The organism is Streptomyces sp. NPDC051582, assembly GCF_040681715.1.
GTDB lineage: Bacteria > Actinomycetota > Actinomycetes > Streptomycetales > Streptomycetaceae > Streptomyces.
Window position 1 is genome coordinate 1 of the sequence record NZ_JBFAZJ010000034.1, and the last position, 16279, is coordinate 16279.

Annotated in this window: 17 protein-coding genes and 1 pseudogene; 3 read left to right on the forward strand and 15 right to left on the reverse strand. The window is 72.7% G+C overall.

The window, feature by feature from the left end:
* The 11 genes and pseudogenes from AB0M92_RS32530 to AB0M92_RS32580 form a co-directional block, all read right to left on the reverse strand.
* A pseudogene (locus tag AB0M92_RS32530) lies at positions 1-270 on the reverse strand (sulfate ABC transporter substrate-binding protein); the annotation flags it as partial.
* 191 nt (positions 271-461) lie between these two features.
* Positions 462-1811 (reverse strand): GTP-binding protein, encoded by a 1350-nt coding sequence (locus tag AB0M92_RS32535; RefSeq protein WP_366105935.1) that lies wholly within the window; start codon positions 1809-1811, stop codon positions 462-464.
* 2 nt (positions 1812-1813) lie between these two features.
* Positions 1814-2752 (reverse strand): sulfate adenylyltransferase subunit CysD, encoded by a 939-nt coding sequence (cysD, locus tag AB0M92_RS32540; RefSeq protein WP_366105936.1) that lies wholly within the window; start codon positions 2750-2752, stop codon positions 1814-1816.
* Positions 2749-3318: an adenylyl-sulfate kinase gene (cysC, locus tag AB0M92_RS32545; protein WP_366105937.1), complete on the reverse strand. Its 570-nt coding sequence runs from the start codon at positions 3316-3318 to the stop codon at positions 2749-2751. The genes cysD and cysC overlap by 4 nt, the downstream gene beginning before the upstream one ends.
* 20 nt (positions 3319-3338) lie before the next feature.
* The gene (locus AB0M92_RS32550; RefSeq protein WP_366105938.1) at positions 3339-4037 is read right to left on the reverse strand and encodes a phosphoadenylyl-sulfate reductase; all 699 of its coding nucleotides are present in this window, start codon (positions 4035-4037) and stop codon (positions 3339-3341) included.
* Positions 4034-4213: a hypothetical protein gene (locus AB0M92_RS32555; RefSeq protein WP_359167585.1), complete on the reverse strand. Its 180-nt coding sequence runs from the start codon at positions 4211-4213 to the stop codon at positions 4034-4036. Before AB0M92_RS32555 ends, AB0M92_RS32550 begins: the two co-directional genes overlap by 4 nt.
* Positions 4210-5919 (reverse strand): nitrite/sulfite reductase, encoded by a 1710-nt coding sequence (locus tag AB0M92_RS32560; protein ID WP_366105939.1) that lies wholly within the window; start codon positions 5917-5919, stop codon positions 4210-4212. Before AB0M92_RS32560 ends, AB0M92_RS32555 begins: the two co-directional genes overlap by 4 nt.
* A gap of 229 nt (positions 5920-6148) precedes the next feature.
* The gene (locus AB0M92_RS32565; protein ID WP_351782709.1) at positions 6149-6232 is read right to left on the reverse strand and encodes a putative leader peptide; all 84 of its coding nucleotides are present in this window, start codon (positions 6230-6232) and stop codon (positions 6149-6151) included.
* 221 nt (positions 6233-6453) lie between these two features.
* Positions 6454-7017, reverse strand: a complete 564-nt coding sequence (locus AB0M92_RS32570) for a GNAT family N-acetyltransferase (protein WP_366105940.1) — start codon at positions 7015-7017, stop codon at positions 6454-6456.
* 5 nt (positions 7018-7022) lie between these two features.
* A complete protein-coding gene (locus AB0M92_RS32575; RefSeq protein ID WP_366105994.1) occupies positions 7023-8288 on the reverse strand; it encodes a GAF domain-containing protein in 1266 nt (421 codons plus the stop codon).
* Between the two features lie 338 nt (positions 8289-8626).
* Positions 8627-10282 (reverse strand): acyl-CoA dehydrogenase family protein, encoded by a 1656-nt coding sequence (locus tag AB0M92_RS32580; protein ID WP_366105941.1) that lies wholly within the window; start codon positions 10280-10282, stop codon positions 8627-8629.
* A gap of 17 nt (positions 10283-10299) precedes the next feature.
* Between AB0M92_RS32580 and AB0M92_RS32585 the strand changes: the two genes are divergently transcribed.
* Together AB0M92_RS32585 and AB0M92_RS32590 are read left to right on the forward strand one after the other, a co-directional pair.
* On the forward strand, positions 10300-11433 hold the full coding sequence (locus tag AB0M92_RS32585; RefSeq protein WP_366105942.1) for a YihY/virulence factor BrkB family protein: 1134 nt from the start codon (positions 10300-10302) through the stop codon (positions 11431-11433).
* A gap of 89 nt (positions 11434-11522) precedes the next feature.
* Positions 11523-12245, forward strand: a complete 723-nt coding sequence (locus AB0M92_RS32590) for a helix-turn-helix domain-containing protein (RefSeq protein WP_366105943.1) — start codon at positions 11523-11525, stop codon at positions 12243-12245.
* Here the strand turns inward: AB0M92_RS32590 and AB0M92_RS32595 are convergent.
* A complete protein-coding gene (locus tag AB0M92_RS32595) occupies positions 12212-12643 on the reverse strand; it encodes a VOC family protein (protein ID WP_366105944.1) in 432 nt (143 codons plus the stop codon). The two genes, AB0M92_RS32590 and AB0M92_RS32595, sit on opposite strands and share 34 nt — an antisense overlap.
* 358 nt (positions 12644-13001) lie before the next feature.
* On the opposite strand from AB0M92_RS32595, the gene rsgA reads away from it, so the two are divergent.
* Positions 13002-14117: a ribosome small subunit-dependent GTPase A gene (rsgA, locus tag AB0M92_RS32600; RefSeq protein ID WP_366105945.1), complete on the forward strand. Its 1116-nt coding sequence runs from the start codon at positions 13002-13004 to the stop codon at positions 14115-14117.
* A gap of 60 nt (positions 14118-14177) precedes the next feature.
* On the opposite strand, the gene AB0M92_RS32605 is transcribed toward rsgA, so the two are convergent.
* From AB0M92_RS32605 to AB0M92_RS32615, 3 genes are all read right to left on the reverse strand, one after another.
* Complete coding sequence (locus AB0M92_RS32605; RefSeq protein ID WP_366105946.1) at positions 14178-14558, reverse strand: PPOX class F420-dependent oxidoreductase; 381 nt, start codon at positions 14556-14558, stop codon at positions 14178-14180.
* Positions 14559-14716: 158 nt separating this feature from the next.
* Complete coding sequence (locus AB0M92_RS32610) at positions 14717-15199, reverse strand: DUF456 domain-containing protein (RefSeq protein WP_366105947.1); 483 nt, start codon at positions 15197-15199, stop codon at positions 14717-14719.
* A 62-nt stretch (positions 15200-15261) separates the two neighbouring features.
* A complete protein-coding gene (locus AB0M92_RS32615; RefSeq protein WP_366105995.1) occupies positions 15262-16239 on the reverse strand; it encodes a helix-turn-helix domain-containing protein in 978 nt (325 codons plus the stop codon).
* Positions 16240-16279: the final 40 nt, after the last annotated feature.

Consider the following 16279-nt stretch of genomic DNA (forward strand, 5'->3'; position numbering starts at 1 on the left):
CGCGGTGGCGCCCAGCTCCTTGGCGATCAGGCCCTCCTGGATGCCGACCAGCGCGGTCGCGTGCGTCAGGTTCGGGAAGTACCCGATCCGGACCTGCGACGCCGACAGCTTCCTGCCGCCGCCGGCCGCGACGTCCGCCCTCTTGTCCTGCGCCTGGTCGGCCTGGGACCCGTAGCCGCAGGAGGCGAGTGCGCCGATCAGCAGCGGCAGGGCGGCAGCGGCGACCAGGCCGCGGCGCAGGGCGGTGAAGGTGGTTCGGGTGGCAGGCACGGGAGGGCTTCCTCTCGTAGCGTCATCTCATGACGCACGTCTTCGTCTGCGGAGCAAGGGCAGGTGGTGCTCGTGGGGGCTGAGCGTCATCGCGCACATCGCGCCACCCCTCCCTGGCCGCTGCCGAGGCGGCCGCTGCCCACGCGGCCGCCTTCCTTGGCGAACGTGGAGTAGATGTCGGAGGGCATGGGCTAGAAGTCCCAGCCTTCGTCGTCGGCCTGGACGGTCGTCCGGGCCTGCGAGGCGAAGGACTCGCCCGCCATGCCCGCCGCCAGGGTGGTGCCGTCGGCCGGGTCGATCAGCAGGAAGGAACCGGTGCGGCGGGAGTCGGCGTACGCGTCGAGCGCGAGCGGCTCGGCGGTCCGTACGACGACACGGCCGATGTCATTGGCCACCAGCTGCCCGGGGTTCGGGTGCTGGGACAGGTCGTCCAGGGTCAGCCGCGAGGGGATCTCCTTGACGATGGCCTTGACCGTGCGCGTGGTGTGCTTGAGCAGCACCCGTGCACCCACGGCCAGCGGCTGGTCCGCGACGTGGCAGACGGTCGCGATGACGTCCTGAGTGGTGGCGGGCGGGTTCGCGGACGGCGCGATCAGGTCGCCGCGCGAGATGTCGATGTCGTCGGCGAGGCGGACCGTCACCGACTGCGGGGCCCACGCGATGTCCACGCTCTCGCCGAGGGCGTCGATCCCCGCGATCACCGAGGTACGGCCCGAGGGCAGGACGGTGACGGCCTCGCCGACGCGCAGCACGCCGGAGGCGATCTGGCCCGCGTAGCCGCGGTAGTCGGGGTGCTCGGCGGTCTGCGGGCGGATCACGTACTGCACCGGGAAACGGGCCGGGCAGGCGGTGAGGTCGTGGCTGACCGGGACGGTCTCCAGGTGCTCCAGCACCGTCGGGCCGCCGTACCAGTCCATGTGGGCGGACGGCTCGACCACGTTGTCCCCGGCGAGCGCCGAGATCGGGATCGCGGTGATCTCCGGGACGCCCAGGTCGGAGGCGTACGCGGTGAACTCCTCGGCGATCTTGGCGAAGACCGACTCCTCGTAGCCCACCAGGTCCATCTTGTTGACGGCCAGGACCACGTGCGGAACGCGCAGCAGGGCCGCGACGGCGGCGTGCCGGCGGGTCTGCTCGATCACGCCGTTGCGGGCGTCGACCAGGACCACGGCCAGGTCGGCGGTGGAGGCGCCGGTGACCATGTTCCGCGTGTACTGCACGTGCCCGGGGGTGTCGGCGAGGATGAACCGGCGCCGGGCGGTGGCGAAGTAGCGGTACGCCACGTCGATCGTGATGCCCTGCTCCCGCTCGGCCCGCAGGCCGTCGGTCAGCAGCGCCAGGTCGGGGGCGTCCTGACCGCGCTGGGCGGAGACGGCCTCGACGGCCTCCAGCTGGTCCGTCAGGATCGACTTGGAGTCGTGCAGCAGCCGTCCGACCAGCGTGGACTTGCCGTCGTCGACGGAACCGGCGGTCGCGAAGCGCAGCAGCGTGGTCGCTGCAAGGTCGGCAAAGTCGGCGACCTGATCGGTGGTGGAGCTCATGTCTAGAAGTACCCTTCGCGCTTGCGGTCTTCCATCGCGGCCTCGGACATCTTGTCGTCGGCGCGGGTCGCGCCCCGCTCGGTGAGCCGGGAGGCGGCGATCTCGGTGATCACGGCGTCCAGCGTGGTGGCGTCGGAGTCGACGGCACCGGTGCAGGACATGTCACCGACGGTGCGGTAGCGGATGAGGCGCGTCTGGGGCGTCTCGCCCTCCTTGGGGCCTCCCCACTCGCCGGCCGTCAGCCACATGCCGTTGCGCTGGAACACCTCGCGCTCGTGGGCGAAGTAGATCTCCGGGAGCTCGATCTCCTCGCGGGCGATGTACTGCCACACGTCCAGCTCGGTCCAGTTGGACAGCGGGAACACGCGCACGTGCTCGCCGGGTGCGTGGCGGCCGTTGTAGAGCTGCCACAGCTCCGGGCGCTGGCGGCGCGGGTCCCACTGGGAGAACTCGTCCCGCAGGGAGAAGACGCGCTCCTTGGCGCGGGCCTTCTCCTCGTCGCGGCGGCCGCCGCCGAACACGGCGTCGAACTTCAGCTGCTGGATCGCCTCCGTGAGGGGGACGGTCTGCAGCGGGTTGCGGACCCCGTCCGGGCGCTCGCGCAGCTTGCCGGCGTCGATGTACTCCTGGACGGAGGCCACGTGCAGGCGCAGGTTGTGCTTGGCCACCGCGCGGTCGCGGTAGTCGAGGACCTCGGGGAAGTTGTGCCCGGTGTCGACGTGCAGCAGCGTGAACGGCACGGGCGCCGGCGCGAACGCCTTGAGCGCCAGGTGCAGCATGACGATGGAGTCCTTGCCGCCGGAGAAGAGGATCACCGGCTTCTCGAACTCGCCCGCGACCTCGCGGAAGATGTGCACGGCCTCCGATTCGAGGGCGTCGAGGTGCGACAGCGCGTACGGCGCGTCCGTCTCGTCGTGGACGTGTGCGACGGTGGCCGTCATGCCAGACCCCTCTCGGTGAGCAGCGCGTGCAGGGCCGAAGCCGACTCCTGCACGGTCTGCGTGTGCGACTCGATGCGGAGGTCCGGGGAGTCCGGAGCCTCGTACGGGTCGTCGACGCCGGTCAGACCGGAGATCTCGCCCGCCGCCTGCTTGGCGTACAGGCCCTTCACGTCACGCTCGGAGCAGACCTCGACCGGGGTGGCCACGTGGACCTCCAGGTACGAGGTGCCCTCGGCGGCGTGCCGCTTGCGGACCGCCTCGCGGCTGTCCGCGAACGGCGCGATCACCGGCACGAGCGCCTTGACGCCGTTGCTCGCGAGGAGTTCGGCGACGAAACCGATCCGCTGCACGTTGGTGTGGCGGTCCTCCCGGGTGAAGCCCAGCCCGGCGGAGAGGAACTCGCGGATCTCGTCTCCGTCGAGGACCTCCACGCGGTGGCCCTCGGAGCGCAGGCGCTCGGCCAGCGCGTACGCGATGGTGGTCTTGCCCGCGCTCGGCAGCCCGGTCAGCCACACGGTGGCGCCCTGGTCGCTCACGCTCATCTGCTTGTTCTCCGTCGCGTCCATGAGAGAAATGGGGTCGGTCATCAGCCGTGCAGTCCGCACTCGGTCTTGGCCCGGCCGGCCCAGCGGCCGGCCCGCGCGTCCTCGCCCTCCGCCACGCGGCGGGTGCAGGGGGCGCAGCCGACGGAGGCGTAGCCGTCCATCAGCAGCGGGTTGGTCAGGACCCCGTGCTCGGCGACGTAGGCGTCCACGTCGTCCTGGGTCCAGCGGGCGATCGGGGAGACCTTGACCTTCTGCCGCTTCTCGTCCCAGCCGACCACCGGGGTGTTCGCCCGGCCGGGGGACTCGTCGCGGCGCAGGCCCGTCGCCCACGCGTCGTACGCGGTCAGGCCCTCTTCCAGCGGCTTCACCTTGCGCAGCGCGCAGCACAGGTCGGGGTCGCGGTCGTGCAGCTTCGGGCCGTACTCCGCGTCCTGTTCGGCCACCGTCTGCCGCGGGGTCAGGGTGATGACGTTGACGTCCATCACGGCCTCGACCGCGTCACGGGTGCCGATCGTCTCCTCGAAGTGGTAGCCGGTGTCGAGGAAGACCACGTCCACGCCGGGGAAGGCGCGGGAGGCCAGGTGGGCGACGACGGCGTCCTCCATGGAGGAGGTGACGCAGAACTTCCGGCCGAAGGTGTCGGCCGCCCAGCGCAGGATCTCCAGCGGCGACGCGTCTTCGAGGTCGCGCCCGGCCTGCTCGGCGAGGTCCTTGAGACTCACGTCTTGCTCGGTGGTCATATCTCGTCCCCTCCAGCGGTGTCGGACCGGACACCCCGGGCCAGCAGCCCGAGGTACTTCAGCTGGAAGGCCCGGTTGCAGGCCCTGCATTCCCAGGCGCCGTGGCCCGTCTCGTTCGGGAACAGGTCCTCGTCGCCGCAGTACGGGCAGTGGAAGGGTGCCGCTCGCTCGCTCACGACAGGGCCTCCTCGGAAGCCCGCGCCGCCCAGGTGGCGAAGCGTTCGCCGGACTCGCGCTGCTCCTGGAAGCGCGTGAGCACCCGCTCGACGTAGTCGGGCAGTTCGGCCGAGGTGACCTTCAGACCGCGGACCTTGCGGCCGAACCCGGCCTCCAGTCCGAGCGCGCCGCCCAGGTGGACCTGGTAGCCCTCGACGCGGTTGCCGTCGTCGTCCAGGACCAGCTGGCCCTTGAGACCGATGTCCGCCACCTGGATACGGGCACAGGCGTTGGGGCAGCCGTTGATGTTGATGGTGATCGGCTCGTCGAACGCCGGGATGCGGCGCTCAAGTTCGTCGATGAGGGCGGCGCCGCGCGCCTTGGTCTCGACGATCGCCAGCTTGCAGAACTCGATGCCCGTGCAGGCCATCGTGCCGCGGCGGAACGGCGAGGGGCTGACCCGCAGGTCCAGGGATTCCAGGGCGGAGACGAGCGAGTCGACCTGGGCCTCCTCGACGTCCAGGACGATCATCTTCTGCTCGGCGGTGGTACGGACCCGGCCCGAGCCGTGCGATTCGGCGATCTCGGCGATCTTGGTGAGCGTGGAGCCGTCCACCCGGCCGACGCGCAGGGCGAACCCGACGTAGAAACGGCCGTCCTGCTGCCGGTGGACGCCCACGTGGTCGCGCCACTGCCCGGCCGGCTGCGCGGGGGCGGGGCCGTCGGTGAGCGGCCGCTTGAGGTACTCGTCCTCCAGGACCCGGCGGAACTTGGCCGGGCCCCAGTCGGCGACGAGGAACTTCAGCCGGGCGCGGGTGCGCAGGCGGCGGTAGCCGTAGTCGCGGAAGATCGAGATGACGCCCTCGTAGACGTCCGGGACCTCGTCGAGCGAGACCCAGGTGCCCAGGCGCACGCCCAGCTTGGGGTTGGTGGAGAGCCCGCCGCCGACCCAGACGTCGAAGCCGGGGCCGTGCTCCGGGTGCTCCACGCCGACGAACGCGATGTCGTTGATCTCGTGCGCCACGTCGAGCAGCGGCGAGCCGGAGATCGCGGACTTGAACTTGCGGGGCAGGTTGGAGAAGTCCGGGTTGCCCACGATGCGGCGGTAGATCTCGTCGATGGCGGGCGTGCCGTCGATGATCTCGTCCTCGGCGATGCCGGCGACGGGGGAGCCGAGGATGACGCGGGGCGTGTCACCGCAGGCCTCGGTGGTGGAGAGGCCGACGGCCTCCAGGCGGCGCCAGATCTCCGGGACGTCCTCGATCCGGATCCAGTGGTACTGGACGTTCTGGCGGTCCGTGATGTCGGCGGTGCCGCGCGCGAACTCCTGCGAGATCTCGCCGATGACGCGCAGCTGCTCGGTCGTCAGCCGGCCACCGTCGATGCGGACCCGGAGCATGAAGAACTCCGCGTCCAGCTCCTCGGGCTCCAGGACGCCGGTCTTGGTGCCGTCGAGGCCCTCCTTGCGCTGGGTGTACAGACCCCACCAGCGCATCCGGCCCCGGAGGTCGTTGGGGTCGATCGAGTCGAAACCCGCCTTGGAGTAGATCGTCTCAATGCGTGTCCGCACGTTGAGACCGTCGTCGTCCTTCTTGAACTGCTCGTTGCCGTTGAGGGGGGTGTGGTGTCCGACGGCCCACTGGCCCTCGCCGCGGTGACGGCCGGTCTTGCGGCGCGCGGCGGCTGCGGGAGCTGCGGCTGCGGTCGTTTCGGGGGTGGCGGCCATGGCGGTACGTCCTTCTTCGGCGGCTCGTTGCAAGGGCAGGGGGAGGGGCGGCGAGTGCCCCTGTCATCAGCCCTGCCGCTGAGCAGGTGCGGCCGATCGCCACCCGATTTCCCGGTTGTGCCGGTGGTCAGGGCGGTGTTCTGCCTTCAGGGGACTGCGGGCGGCTGCGCCTCCGCTACGACGGTGTGCGGGGCGCTGTGCCGGGGCTGCGCGGCGGTGGCTGGTTCCGTCAGCGCGCCGAACAGATGGCACTGGACATGCGGCCGAGGTCGACGTGCCGCCGACTCACCAAGGCAATTCCAGCTCCATTCATGGCGGAAGCGTGTCATGTGCCGATTGGAGGAGTCCACTACTGTCCACAATCCGGACGATGTAGTCCCGTATTTCGAGATGGCGTGACGCCCGTCACGTTGTGCGGGTGCACGGGGGGCGGCCCGGAAGGAGTCCCTCCGGCCGCCCGCGCCGCAGCCGTGTCCCGACCCCCTGGGCCTGGTGTGCCTTGCGCCCTATGCCTTGCGCCTTGCGCCTTGCGCCCTATGCGCCCGGCCAGGGGCCGGGGGTGGGGGCGCTCTCCTTCTGCTCCGTCTCCGTCTTGAAGAGCTTGAAGCCGCGGCGGAGGTAGTTGTCCATCGCGGTCGGGCCGTCCTGGCTGCACGTGTGCAGCCAGACCCGCGTCGTCGCCTCGCGCCCCGGCCAGCGCTCCGCCAGGGACCAGGCCGCCTCGACGCCCAGCGTCAGCAGGTGGCCCCCGATGCGGCGACCGCGGAAGTCGGGGAGCAGCCCGAAGTACATGATCTCCACCACGCCGTCGGCCTGCGGGTCGAGCTCCACGTACCCCGCCGGCGTCCCGCGCTCGTACGCCACCCAGGTCTCCACACCGGGACGGCCCAGCTGCTCCACCCACTGCGCCCGGGTCAGGGACAGCCGGTCCGTCCAGTGGATGTCACCGCCCACCGAGGCGTAGAGGAAGCGGCTGAACTCCGGCGAGGGGACCTCCGCCCGCCGGACCGTGATCTCAGGTCCTGGGACGGCGGCCCGGGCCAGGTCCTGCGGCGAGGCCATTTCCAGGGACCAGGTGGTGAGTGTGATGGTGCTCATGCAGGTCAGGGAATCACGCCGGCCCCCGCCCGGCCCAGCCGGGCCCTGACCACCGCCGGCGCCGTCGAGTGCGGCAGCAGCGCCGCCGGGTCCTCGGGTCGGATCAGCTCCACCTCGACGTCGTCCGCGAAGCGGTACGGCCGGTGCGTCAGCACCCCGGCCAGGTGTCTGCGTACCCGGGACAGCTCCGCCCTTACCGTCACCGTTCGCGTCGGATCCCCGAACAGCTCCGCCGCCAGCTCCGCCGCCGACCGCCCGCGCGGGCTCTCCGCCAGCAGGAACAGCAGCTCCGCGTGGCGCGGGCTCAGCTCCTGGGACCAGCTCCCGGCGGCCCCGTACACCGTCGCCGACCAGGCGCGCGGCCGGCTCAGGTCCAGCACCACCCGGCTCGCCGCCGCGGCCGTGCCCGGCGCCTGCGCGACGCGCAGCAGCCAGCCGCCCGGCAGCGGCTCCACCACGCAGTCCCCGAGCTGCGCCACCCACACCCGGCCGGGCCCGAACCCCTTCGGCAGCGCGATCCGGTCGGTCGGGGCCAGCCCCGTGACCGCCGCCGACCAGCCCTGGGGGTCCACCGCCAGGGCCCGCCCCGGCAGCCGGGCCAGCAGCGGCGAAGCGACCGCCCGCAGCCGCTCCAGCGACTCCAGGTGCCGGATCCGCAGCTCCCGCTCCGCGAGGCGGGCCACCGAGCTCACCCACGCCAGCGTGGCCGGGTGCATGGTGGCCAGCGGCCCGCTGACGTCCACCACGCCCAGCAGCCGCCCGTCGCGCGGGTCCCGCACCGGCGCCCCCGCGCAGGTCCAGTCGTGGTGGCTGGAGACGAAGTGCTCCGCCGAGAAGACCTGGACCGGCTGCCGGGTCACCAGGGCGGTACCCACCCCGTTCGTGCCGACCACCGCCTCGTCCCAGTCGGCGCCCACCGAGAACCCGAGCCGGTCCGCCTTGCGCAGGATCGAGGAGGCCCCCTCCCGCCACAGCAGCCGCCCCTCCGCGTCGGCGACGACCATGATGTGCAGCGCCGTGTCCAGCGCCGGCAGCAGCCCCTCGCGCAGCACCGGCAGGATCTCCCGCAGCGGCGAGACGTGCCGCCGCTCCTCCGTCTCGGCCGCCGACAGCATCCGCGAGCGCGCGTCCCGGTCCGGGTGCACCCCGCCGGCCAGCATCCGGCGCCAGGACTCGGCGATCTGCGGGCGGGGTTCCGCCGGCGGCCGGTCCCCCGCCAGCGCCGCCGCCCGTACGCCCTTGAGCAGACGCGCGGCCTCCCGCGCGTCCATGGCCGAGATGCGTGCCACATCGACCGTGCTGCCTGCGGTGTAGGCCACCGGAACCTCCCCGTGCGGAACGAAAGGCAGAGAACGCAGAGAACGCAGAGAACGCCGAGAGTGCCGAGAACTCAGAGGACTCAGAGGACTCAGAGGGTTGCAACGGTATGCAACTCTCGCCGATGACCGGGCACCCGACCGAAACTGTCCGTACGTCGCCTCGCGGCGTGACAGCTCCTCCTCGGGGCTTTCGGATCAGGGGTGGTGCCGAGTCGGCGCGGCGCCACCCCTGCTCCCGGTCGGCGGGCCCGGATCCCGGCTCGGACCTGTTTGGGGACAGGTACCCGAACCTAGCCCGCGATCCGCGCCCGTTCGACCAGCGCGCCCAGATGCAGGCTGTGCGGCAGCGTGCCGAAGGCCGCGCCCCAGTCGCCGCCCAGACGCGAGGCGCAGAACGCGTCCGCCACCTCCGGCGGCGCCCAGCGCACCAGCAGCGAGCCCTGGAGCACCAGGGCCATGCGCTCCACCACCCGGCGCGCCCGCGCCTCGATGCCCTCCAGGTCCGCGAGCTCCGTCAGCAGCCCCTTGATGGCCGAATCCAGCCGGTGGTCGGCGCCGCGCGCCCGCCCGACCTCCTGGAGGAAGGCGTTCAGCGCCATCGGCTCCCGCTGCAGGGCCCGCAGCACGTCCAGGGCCTGCACGTTGCCCGACCCCTCCCAGATCGAGTTCAGCGGGGACTCGCGCAGCAGCCTCGGCAGCCCGGACTCCTCGACGTAGCCGTTGCCGCCCAGACACTCCAGGGCCTCCGCCACCATCGGCGTACACCGCTTGGTCACCCAGTACTTCGCGGCGGGCACCGCGATGCGCAGGAAAGCCCGCTCCTGCTCCGTCCCGGCGTCGTAGGCGGCCGCCAGGCGCAGCCCCAGCACCGTCGCCGCCTCCGACTCCAGGGCGAGGTCGGCCAGCACGTTGCGCATCAGCGGCTGCTCGATGAGCCGTGCTCCGAAAGCAGAGCGGTGCTCCGCATGGTGCACGGCCTGCGTCAGCGCCTGCCGCATCTGCGCCGCCGCGCCCAGCACGCAGTCCAGCCGGGTCGCCGAGACCATCCCGATGATGGCCCGCACCCCCCGACCCTCCTCGCCGACCCGTCGCGCCCACGTCCCGTCGAACTCCACCTCGGCCGAGGCGTTCGACCGGTTGCCCAGCTTGTCCTTCAGCCGCTGGATCGCGAACACGTTGCGCGTGCCGTCCGGGAGCACCCGCGGCACCAGGAAGCACGTCAGACCGTCCCCTCCGGAGGAGGCCACCTGCGCCAGTACCAGGAAGGCGTCCGACATCGGCGCCGAGCAGAACCACTTGTGCCCCGTCAGCAGGTACTCGCCCGACGCGTCCAGGGGCTTCGCCGCCGTCGTGTTCGCCCGTACGTCGCTGCCGCCCTGCTTCTCCGTCATCCCCATGCCGAACAGCACCCCGGCCTTCTGCGCCGCCGGCCGCAGGTCCTGCTCGTACACGTGCGAGGTCAGCCGCGGCTCCCACTCCGCCGCCAGCTCCGGATCCGTCCGCAGCGCCGGTACCGCCGCATGGGTCATCGAGACCGGACAGCCGTGCCCCGCCTCCGCCTGGGACCACACGAGGAACCCGGCCGCACGGCGCAGGTGTCCGGCCGGGCGCCCCCACGCGTCGGTCAGCCCGGCGCCCACCGCGTGCCCCAGCAACCGGTGCCAGGCCGGGTGGAACTCCACCTCGTCGATCCGGTTGCCGTAGCGGTCGTGCGTGTGCAGTTCCGGCGGGTTCTCGTTCGCCATCGCACCCCACCGCAGGGCCTGCGCCGAACCCGCGGTGCGCCCGAGCTCGTGGAGCTCCTCCCGCACCTCTCCGAGGAGTTCGGGCGCCGCGGCCGCGAGGTGGCGCTCCACTCCCTCCCGCAGTGCCCGGTCGGTGCCGTAGACGTCGTAGCCCACCAGGGGAGGGACCTGGTTGGTGACTGTGTGGGTGGTGGCTGCCATGCGGATACCGTAAGGACGTGCAGCCAGCAAAAGAAACACCCGAGCGGGTCCACGAGCGGGTCCCCGGGCGACTCCACCGGGCCCGTGCCCTCTACCGCAACGTCTCCAAGCGCAAGATGGCGTGGCTGCTGCTGAAAGACACCGTCAACTCGTGCATCGAGTACCGGATCCTCGGCCTCGCGGCGGAGGCGGCGTTCTTCACGCTGCTCTCGCTGCCGCCGCTGTTCCTGGGCCTCCTGGGCCTCCTCGGCTACGTCGACGGCTGGACGGGCGGCACCTTCGTGGCCTCCATCGAGGAGAACATCCTCAACGCGGTCGGCACCGTCCTCTCCGACCGGGGCGTCAACGACATCGCGAAACCGATGCTCGACGACGTCACCAAGGCCGGCCGCCCGGACCTGATCTCCCTCGGTTTCGCCTTCGCCCTCTGGTCGGGCTCGCGCGCCGTCAACGTCTTCATCGACACCATCACCGTGATGTACGGGCTCGACGGCCAGCGCGGCATCGTCAAGACCCGGCTGCTCGCCTTCCTGCTGTACGTCGTCGCCCTGGTGATCGGCGCCGTCGTGCTGCCGCTGATGGTGGCCGGGCCCGACGCGGTCGTCCGCTGGGTGCCCTGGAGCACCGAGGTGATCGCCGTCCTGTACTGGCCGATCGTCACCTTGCTGTCCATCGCCTTCCTGACCACGCTCTACCACGTGTCCGTACCCGTGCGCTCCCCGTGGATCGAGGACGTCCCGGGCGCGCTCGTGGCGCTCGCCATGTGGGTGCTGGGCTCGTTCCTGCTGCGGATCTACCTGACGAACACCGTCGAGGGCCCGACCATCTACGGCTCGCTGGCCGCCCCCGTGGCCGTCCTGCTGTGGATCGGCGTGTCCGCCTTCGCCGTGCTCGTCGGCGCGGCCGTGAACGCCGCCATCGACCGCGTCTGGCCCTCGGTGGCCACCGCCGCGGCCCGCGAGGCGAACGAGCGGGCCCGCGAGGCGGAGGCCGCACAGCTGATCGCGCGCGCCGCCGCCTGGCGGGCCCTGGCCGAGGGCGAGTCGGAGGACGACGAGGACGGGGACGGCGCGATGCCCTCCGAGTTCCCGGAGCGCTGGTCGAAGTTCCTGCCGCCGGAGGACTACTCGGCCCGGCTGCGCAAGCACTGACCTCGACCGGCCCCGCCCAGCCCGGCCCAGCCCAGCCCGGCCCAGCCCAGCCCAGCCCGGCCCGGCCCGGCCCGGGGCGAAGGCGTAGCGTGGCGGCTGTGTACGAGGAACGGCCGTCCCCGCTGGTGCCCGGCGCGGTCGTCTGGCGGCGCACCGGAGCCCCGGGCGGGCCCGTGCTGCCCGACGGCTGCATGGACCTGCTGTGGGTGGGCGGGCGGCTGCTGGTGGCAGGCCCCGACACCGGGCCGCACCCCGCCGGGGAGGTGCCGGGCGGCGCCTTCGCCGGGCTGAGGTTCGCCCCGGGAACGGCGCCCGCGCTGCTCGGCGTCCCGGCGCACGAGCTGCGCGACCGCCGGATCGAGCTCGCCGACCTCTGGCCGGAGCCGCAGGTGCGCGCCCTCGCCGAGCGGATGAGCGCGTACGAGGACCCCGGCGCGGGGCTGGAGCGGCTGGCCCGCGGCCGCGCGGCGCGGAGCGCTCCCCCCGACCCCCTGGCCTCGCGCGTGGCCGCCGGGCTCCGCGCGGGGGAGTCCGTCGCCGCCGTGGCGGCGGTGGTCGGCCTCGGGCCCCGCCAGCTCCACCGGCGCTCCCTCGACGCCTTCGGCTACGGACCCCGCACGCTCGGGCGCGTGCTGCGGCTCCAGCGGGCGCTGGAGCTGGCCAGGCGGGGGCTGCCGCAGGCCGAGGTGGCCCACCGGGCCGGCTACGCCGACCAGGCCCACTTCGCCCGCGAGGTCCGGACGCTGGCCGGGACCACTGCGGGGGCCTACGCGGCGGCCTACGCCCCGGCCGGGTCCGCGGCCGGCTCCTGAGCGGCGGCGAACAGGGACACCGCGCAGCCGTCCGGGTCGAGCACGGCGGCGTAGCGCTGCCCCCAGACGGCGTCCCAGGGCTCCAGATGGCCCTCGTACCCGGCGTCCGTCAGCTCGGCGTACACCGCGTCCACCTCGGCGGGGGACCCGCACAGGAATGCGAGCTCCCGCCGGCCGCCGCCGGTGGGCGGGGTCCAGGACGGGTCGAAGGAGCGGACCACGTCCTGCGTGTCGAAGCCGATCCGGAGCCCGCCGGGGAGGACGGTTTCCACGTGCGGCTGCTCCTCCGCGCCGGCCGGGAGGTCCAGGCCCAGACGGCGGTAGAAGGCGAGCGAGGCGGCCATGTCGGAGACGACGAGGCCGATCATGTCGAGTCGGGGAGTCGTTCGGGAAGTCATGCGGCCAGGCTAGGAGCGGACCGGCACGCCGGTCTTGAACGAATCGGACACGCTCCCGGCCGAGTGGCCGAGTGGCCGAGTGGCCGAGTGGTGGAAAAAGAAGCCCGAAAAGAAACCCGAAAAAGAGTTGGCGCGCTCCGGAGGCCACTTGCTACGGTGATCCGGTTCCCGCCGATCGGTGCGGAACTGCCAGTACGTGCATGACCCGGAGGTGAGTTCGTTGATGACTGTCGTTGCGCAGGGCGCTGCCCGCATCCAGAAGGCCATCAATGTCACTTCCGTGGTCTCCGGCTGACCTCACACCTCTTCGCGCGCCGCTGAGCGCGCGCTGCCGGGGCCACCCTGTGAAGGGTTTCCCTTGTCTTTCTCTTCTTCCCACCCGTCTTCTTCCTCCGCGTACGCGTCCGCCCTCGCCCCCTTCGGCTGGGACGAGGCGTGGGAGGCCGAGTACGCCCCGTACACCGGCCAGGACCTGGTGCCCGGCCGTGTGGTGCGCGTGGACCGCGGCCAGTGCGACGTCATGACCGCGGACGGCATCGTCCACGCCGACACCGCCTTCGTCACCCCGCACGACCCGCTCCGCGTCATCTGCACCGGCGACTGGGCCGTCGTCGAGGCGGCCGGCAACCCCAGGTACGTCAAGACGTACCTGCCGCGCCGGACCGCCTTCGTGCGCTCCACCTCCTCGAAGCGGTCCGAGGGACAGATCCTCGCCGCCAACGTCGACCACGCGATCATCGCGGTCTCCCTGGCCGTCGAGCTGGACCTCGGCCGCATCGAGCGCTTCCTGGCCCTCGCCTGGGAGTCCGGGGCGCAGCCGCTGGTCGTCCTGACCAAGGCCGACCTCGTACCGGACCCGGTGACGCTCGCGCACCTGGTCCAGGACGTGGAGACCACGGCGCCCGGCGTCGCGGTCCTCACCGTGTCCTCGCACACCGGGGAGGGCACGGACGTACTGGCGGCGATCGTCGCCGGCGGTACGAGCGTGCTGCTCGGCATCTCGGGCGCGGGCAAGTCCACGCTGGCGAACGCGCTGCTCGGCTCCGACGTCATGGCGGTCCAGGCCACCCGCGACGCGGACGGCAAGGGCCGGCACACGACGACCACCCGCAACCTGCTGGCACTGCCCGGCGGGGGCGTCCTCATCGACACGCCCGGACTGCGGGGCGTCGGCCTGTGGGACGCCGGGACCGGGGTCGGCCAGGTCTTCTCGGAGATCGAGGAGTACGCGGCCGACTGCCGCTTCCACGACTGCGTGCACGAGGCCGAGCCGGGGTGCGCCGTGCTCGCGGCGGTCGACAACGGCGAACTGCCGGAGCGGCGCCTGGAGAGCTACCGCAAGCTGCTCCGCGAGAACGAGCGGATCGTCGCCAAGACGGACGCCCGCCTCCGCAACGAGATCCGCCGGGACTGGCGCATCAAGTCGGCGGAGGGCCGCGCCAATTACGCGGCGAAGCGCGGCGGCCGGCACTGAGCCCCGCCCCCGGGCGCCTGCCCCTCCCCCGAGGAGGGCAGGTGCCCGGGCACCCACGGGTCAGGCCTCGTCCAGGCCCCACGCGAACACCCGGTCCGGGTGGATCCGGATCACCTCCGGGCTGAAGTGCGGGCCCAGCGCGTGCGGGCCCACCTCCAGCGTGGCCCGGCCGCGGATCTCGACGCCGCGGACCTTCCAGGGCCGGGTGCTCGCCAGATCGTCCACCACGAGCGAGAGCCGCGGGTTCTTCTCCAGGTTGCGCCACTTCTTCGTCGACCCCATGGCCATGCCGCCCACCAGGACCGTTCCGTCCTCCTGCGGGAAGAACCCCACGGGGTTGGCCTGCGGCTGCCCGGTCGCGTCCACCGTCGCCAGCCGCCCCAGCCGCTGCGAGCGCAGGTACGCCAGCTGCGTCTCGCTGAAACCCTCGAACTCCGTCATGGAACCCAGCCTCGCAGCGCCCCGCACCCCCCGCATCGGGCCTGCGGCCGAGCAGACGTAGATCCATGGCCCTACGCCGTGAGCCCGGCACGATCCGAACGGCGCGGCCCGAGCCGCCCCGCCCGCCCGAGCCGCCCGACCGCCCCGCCCGCCCCGAGTCAGTCCGCCACCACCGCGCCGAGCCAGGCGCCCACCACCATCAGGCACGCGAGCAGTTCCACCAGCACGCTCGTGCCCACCGCCCGCATCACCGCCCGTACCGAGGCCCAGGCCTCGCCGTGCGTGCCCAGCCGCAGCCGCTCGCACAGGTAGATGCCGCCCATGAAGCCCGGAACCGCCCCCAGCACCGGGATCACCACGAAGCCGAGCAGCGCGCCCGCGCCCGCGTACGCCGCCATCCGGCGGCTGACCCCCACCCCGCGCAGCTGCCGCGGCGGCAACTGCCACTTGACCACCTGGACCACCAGCAGCAGCGCCGTCGTCGCGACCAGCAGGGACCATGCGAGCGCCGACCGCTCGTGCAGCGCCCACCACATGACCCCCGCCCAGACCAGCCAGGTGCCCGGAACGCCCGGGACCAGCACCCCGAGCACCCCGAGCAGGAGCACCAGCCCCACCAGGAGCAGCTGAGGCAGATCCATGCGCTCAGCCTGACCGACCGTGGCCCATCGGGCCACCCAGCCATCCGGCCGCCAGGCCACTCCTACCGGGCCACCCAGCCCCTCTCGTACGCGTGCCAGCCCAGCTGGAGCCGCGTCGTGACCCCGGACAGCTCCATCAGGCCCTTGACCCGCCGCTGCACCGTCCGCAGCCCCAGCTCCAGGTGCTTCGCCACGCTCGCGTCCGTCATCCCCGCCAGCAGCAGCGTCAGGATCTCCAGGTCCGTGGTGTCCGGCACGCCCCCCGACTCCTCCGCCGAACCCGTCGCCCCGAGCCGCAGCGGCAGCGCCTCGCGCCACACCGCCTCGAAGAGCCCCATCAGGGACTCCAGCAGACCCGACGCGTGCACCACCAGCGCCGCCGGCTCCGCCCCGCGCGCCGTCAGCGGGACCATCGCCAGGGAGCGGTCGGCGATCACCAGCTTGGTCGGGACCTCGCCCGTCACCCGGACCTGTTCACCCCGCGCGAGCGCGGTCGACGCCTCCCTGATCCCGGTGGGCAGGGCCAGTACCTCCCGCTCGATCACCACCCGGTACGCCACACCCCGCACGGCGGCCCGCTCCTCGGCCTCGTTCTCCATCCCGGTGACCACCTGGGGCCGGCCGCTGACCAGCGCGCACACCTCCTCCGCCGCGCCCAGCTGGAGCTGGTGGAAGCGGTGCGCCACCGCGCTCGCGCCCGTCACCACCTCCACCAGGTCGTGCACCGCCGGCTCGGCGGCCTCCGCCCGGTACTCCTGCGCCAGCAGCGCCGCCGCCAGCTCCGCCTGCTCCAGCTCGTGCCGCTGCTGCGTCAGCAGCGCCCCCAGCGCCACCCCCGGCGGGGCCGCCACCCAGCGCCCGGGCCGGGTGGAGGACTGCGCCGCCAGCCCGTGCCGCTCCAGATGCCGCAGCGCCCGCTCGGTCTGCGGTACCGGCAGGGTCAGCCGGTGCGCGAGGTCGGGCACCTCCGCCGCCCCCAGCGCCACCAGTACGCGGTACGCCGACTCCTGGCCCTCGTCCAGGCCTATGGCGTTCAGCAAGCGGTCCACCCACCCTCTCCACACCGTTCGTGGCGGGAAG

Bases quoted from the DNA above. Each gene is read 5' to 3' on its own strand.
- AB0M92_RS32535 (WP_366105935.1), bottom strand. From the start codon at position 1,811: ATGAGCTCCACCACCGATCAGGTCGCCGACTTTGCCGACCTTGCAGCG.
- cysD (WP_366105936.1), bottom strand. From the start codon at position 2,752: ATGACGGCCACCGTCGCACACGTCCACGACGAGACGGACGCGCCGTAC.
- cysC (WP_366105937.1), bottom strand. From the start codon at position 3,318: ATGGACGCGACGGAGAACAAGCAGATGAGCGTGAGCGACCAGGGCGCC.
- AB0M92_RS32550 (WP_366105938.1), bottom strand. From the start codon at position 4,037: ATGACCACCGAGCAAGACGTGAGTCTCAAGGACCTCGCCGAGCAGGCC.
- AB0M92_RS32560 (WP_366105939.1), bottom strand. From the start codon at position 5,919: ATGGCCGCCACCCCCGAAACGACCGCAGCCGCAGCTCCCGCAGCCGCC.
- AB0M92_RS32565 (WP_351782709.1), bottom strand. From the start codon at position 6,232: ATGAATGGAGCTGGAATTGCCTTGGTGAGTCGGCGGCACGTCGACCTC.
- AB0M92_RS32570 (WP_366105940.1), bottom strand. From the start codon at position 7,017: ATGAGCACCATCACACTCACCACCTGGTCCCTGGAAATGGCCTCGCCG.
- AB0M92_RS32575 (WP_366105994.1), bottom strand. From the start codon at position 8,288: ATGGACGCGCGGGAGGCCGCGCGTCTGCTCAAGGGCGTACGGGCGGCG.
- AB0M92_RS32580 (WP_366105941.1), bottom strand. From the start codon at position 10,282: ATGGCAGCCACCACCCACACAGTCACCAACCAGGTCCCTCCCCTGGTG.
- AB0M92_RS32595 (WP_366105944.1), bottom strand. From the start codon at position 12,643: ATGACTTCCCGAACGACTCCCCGACTCGACATGATCGGCCTCGTCGTC.
- AB0M92_RS32605 (WP_366105946.1), bottom strand. From the start codon at position 14,558: ATGACGGAGTTCGAGGGTTTCAGCGAGACGCAGCTGGCGTACCTGCGC.
- AB0M92_RS32610 (WP_366105947.1), bottom strand. From the start codon at position 15,199: ATGGATCTGCCTCAGCTGCTCCTGGTGGGGCTGGTGCTCCTGCTCGGG.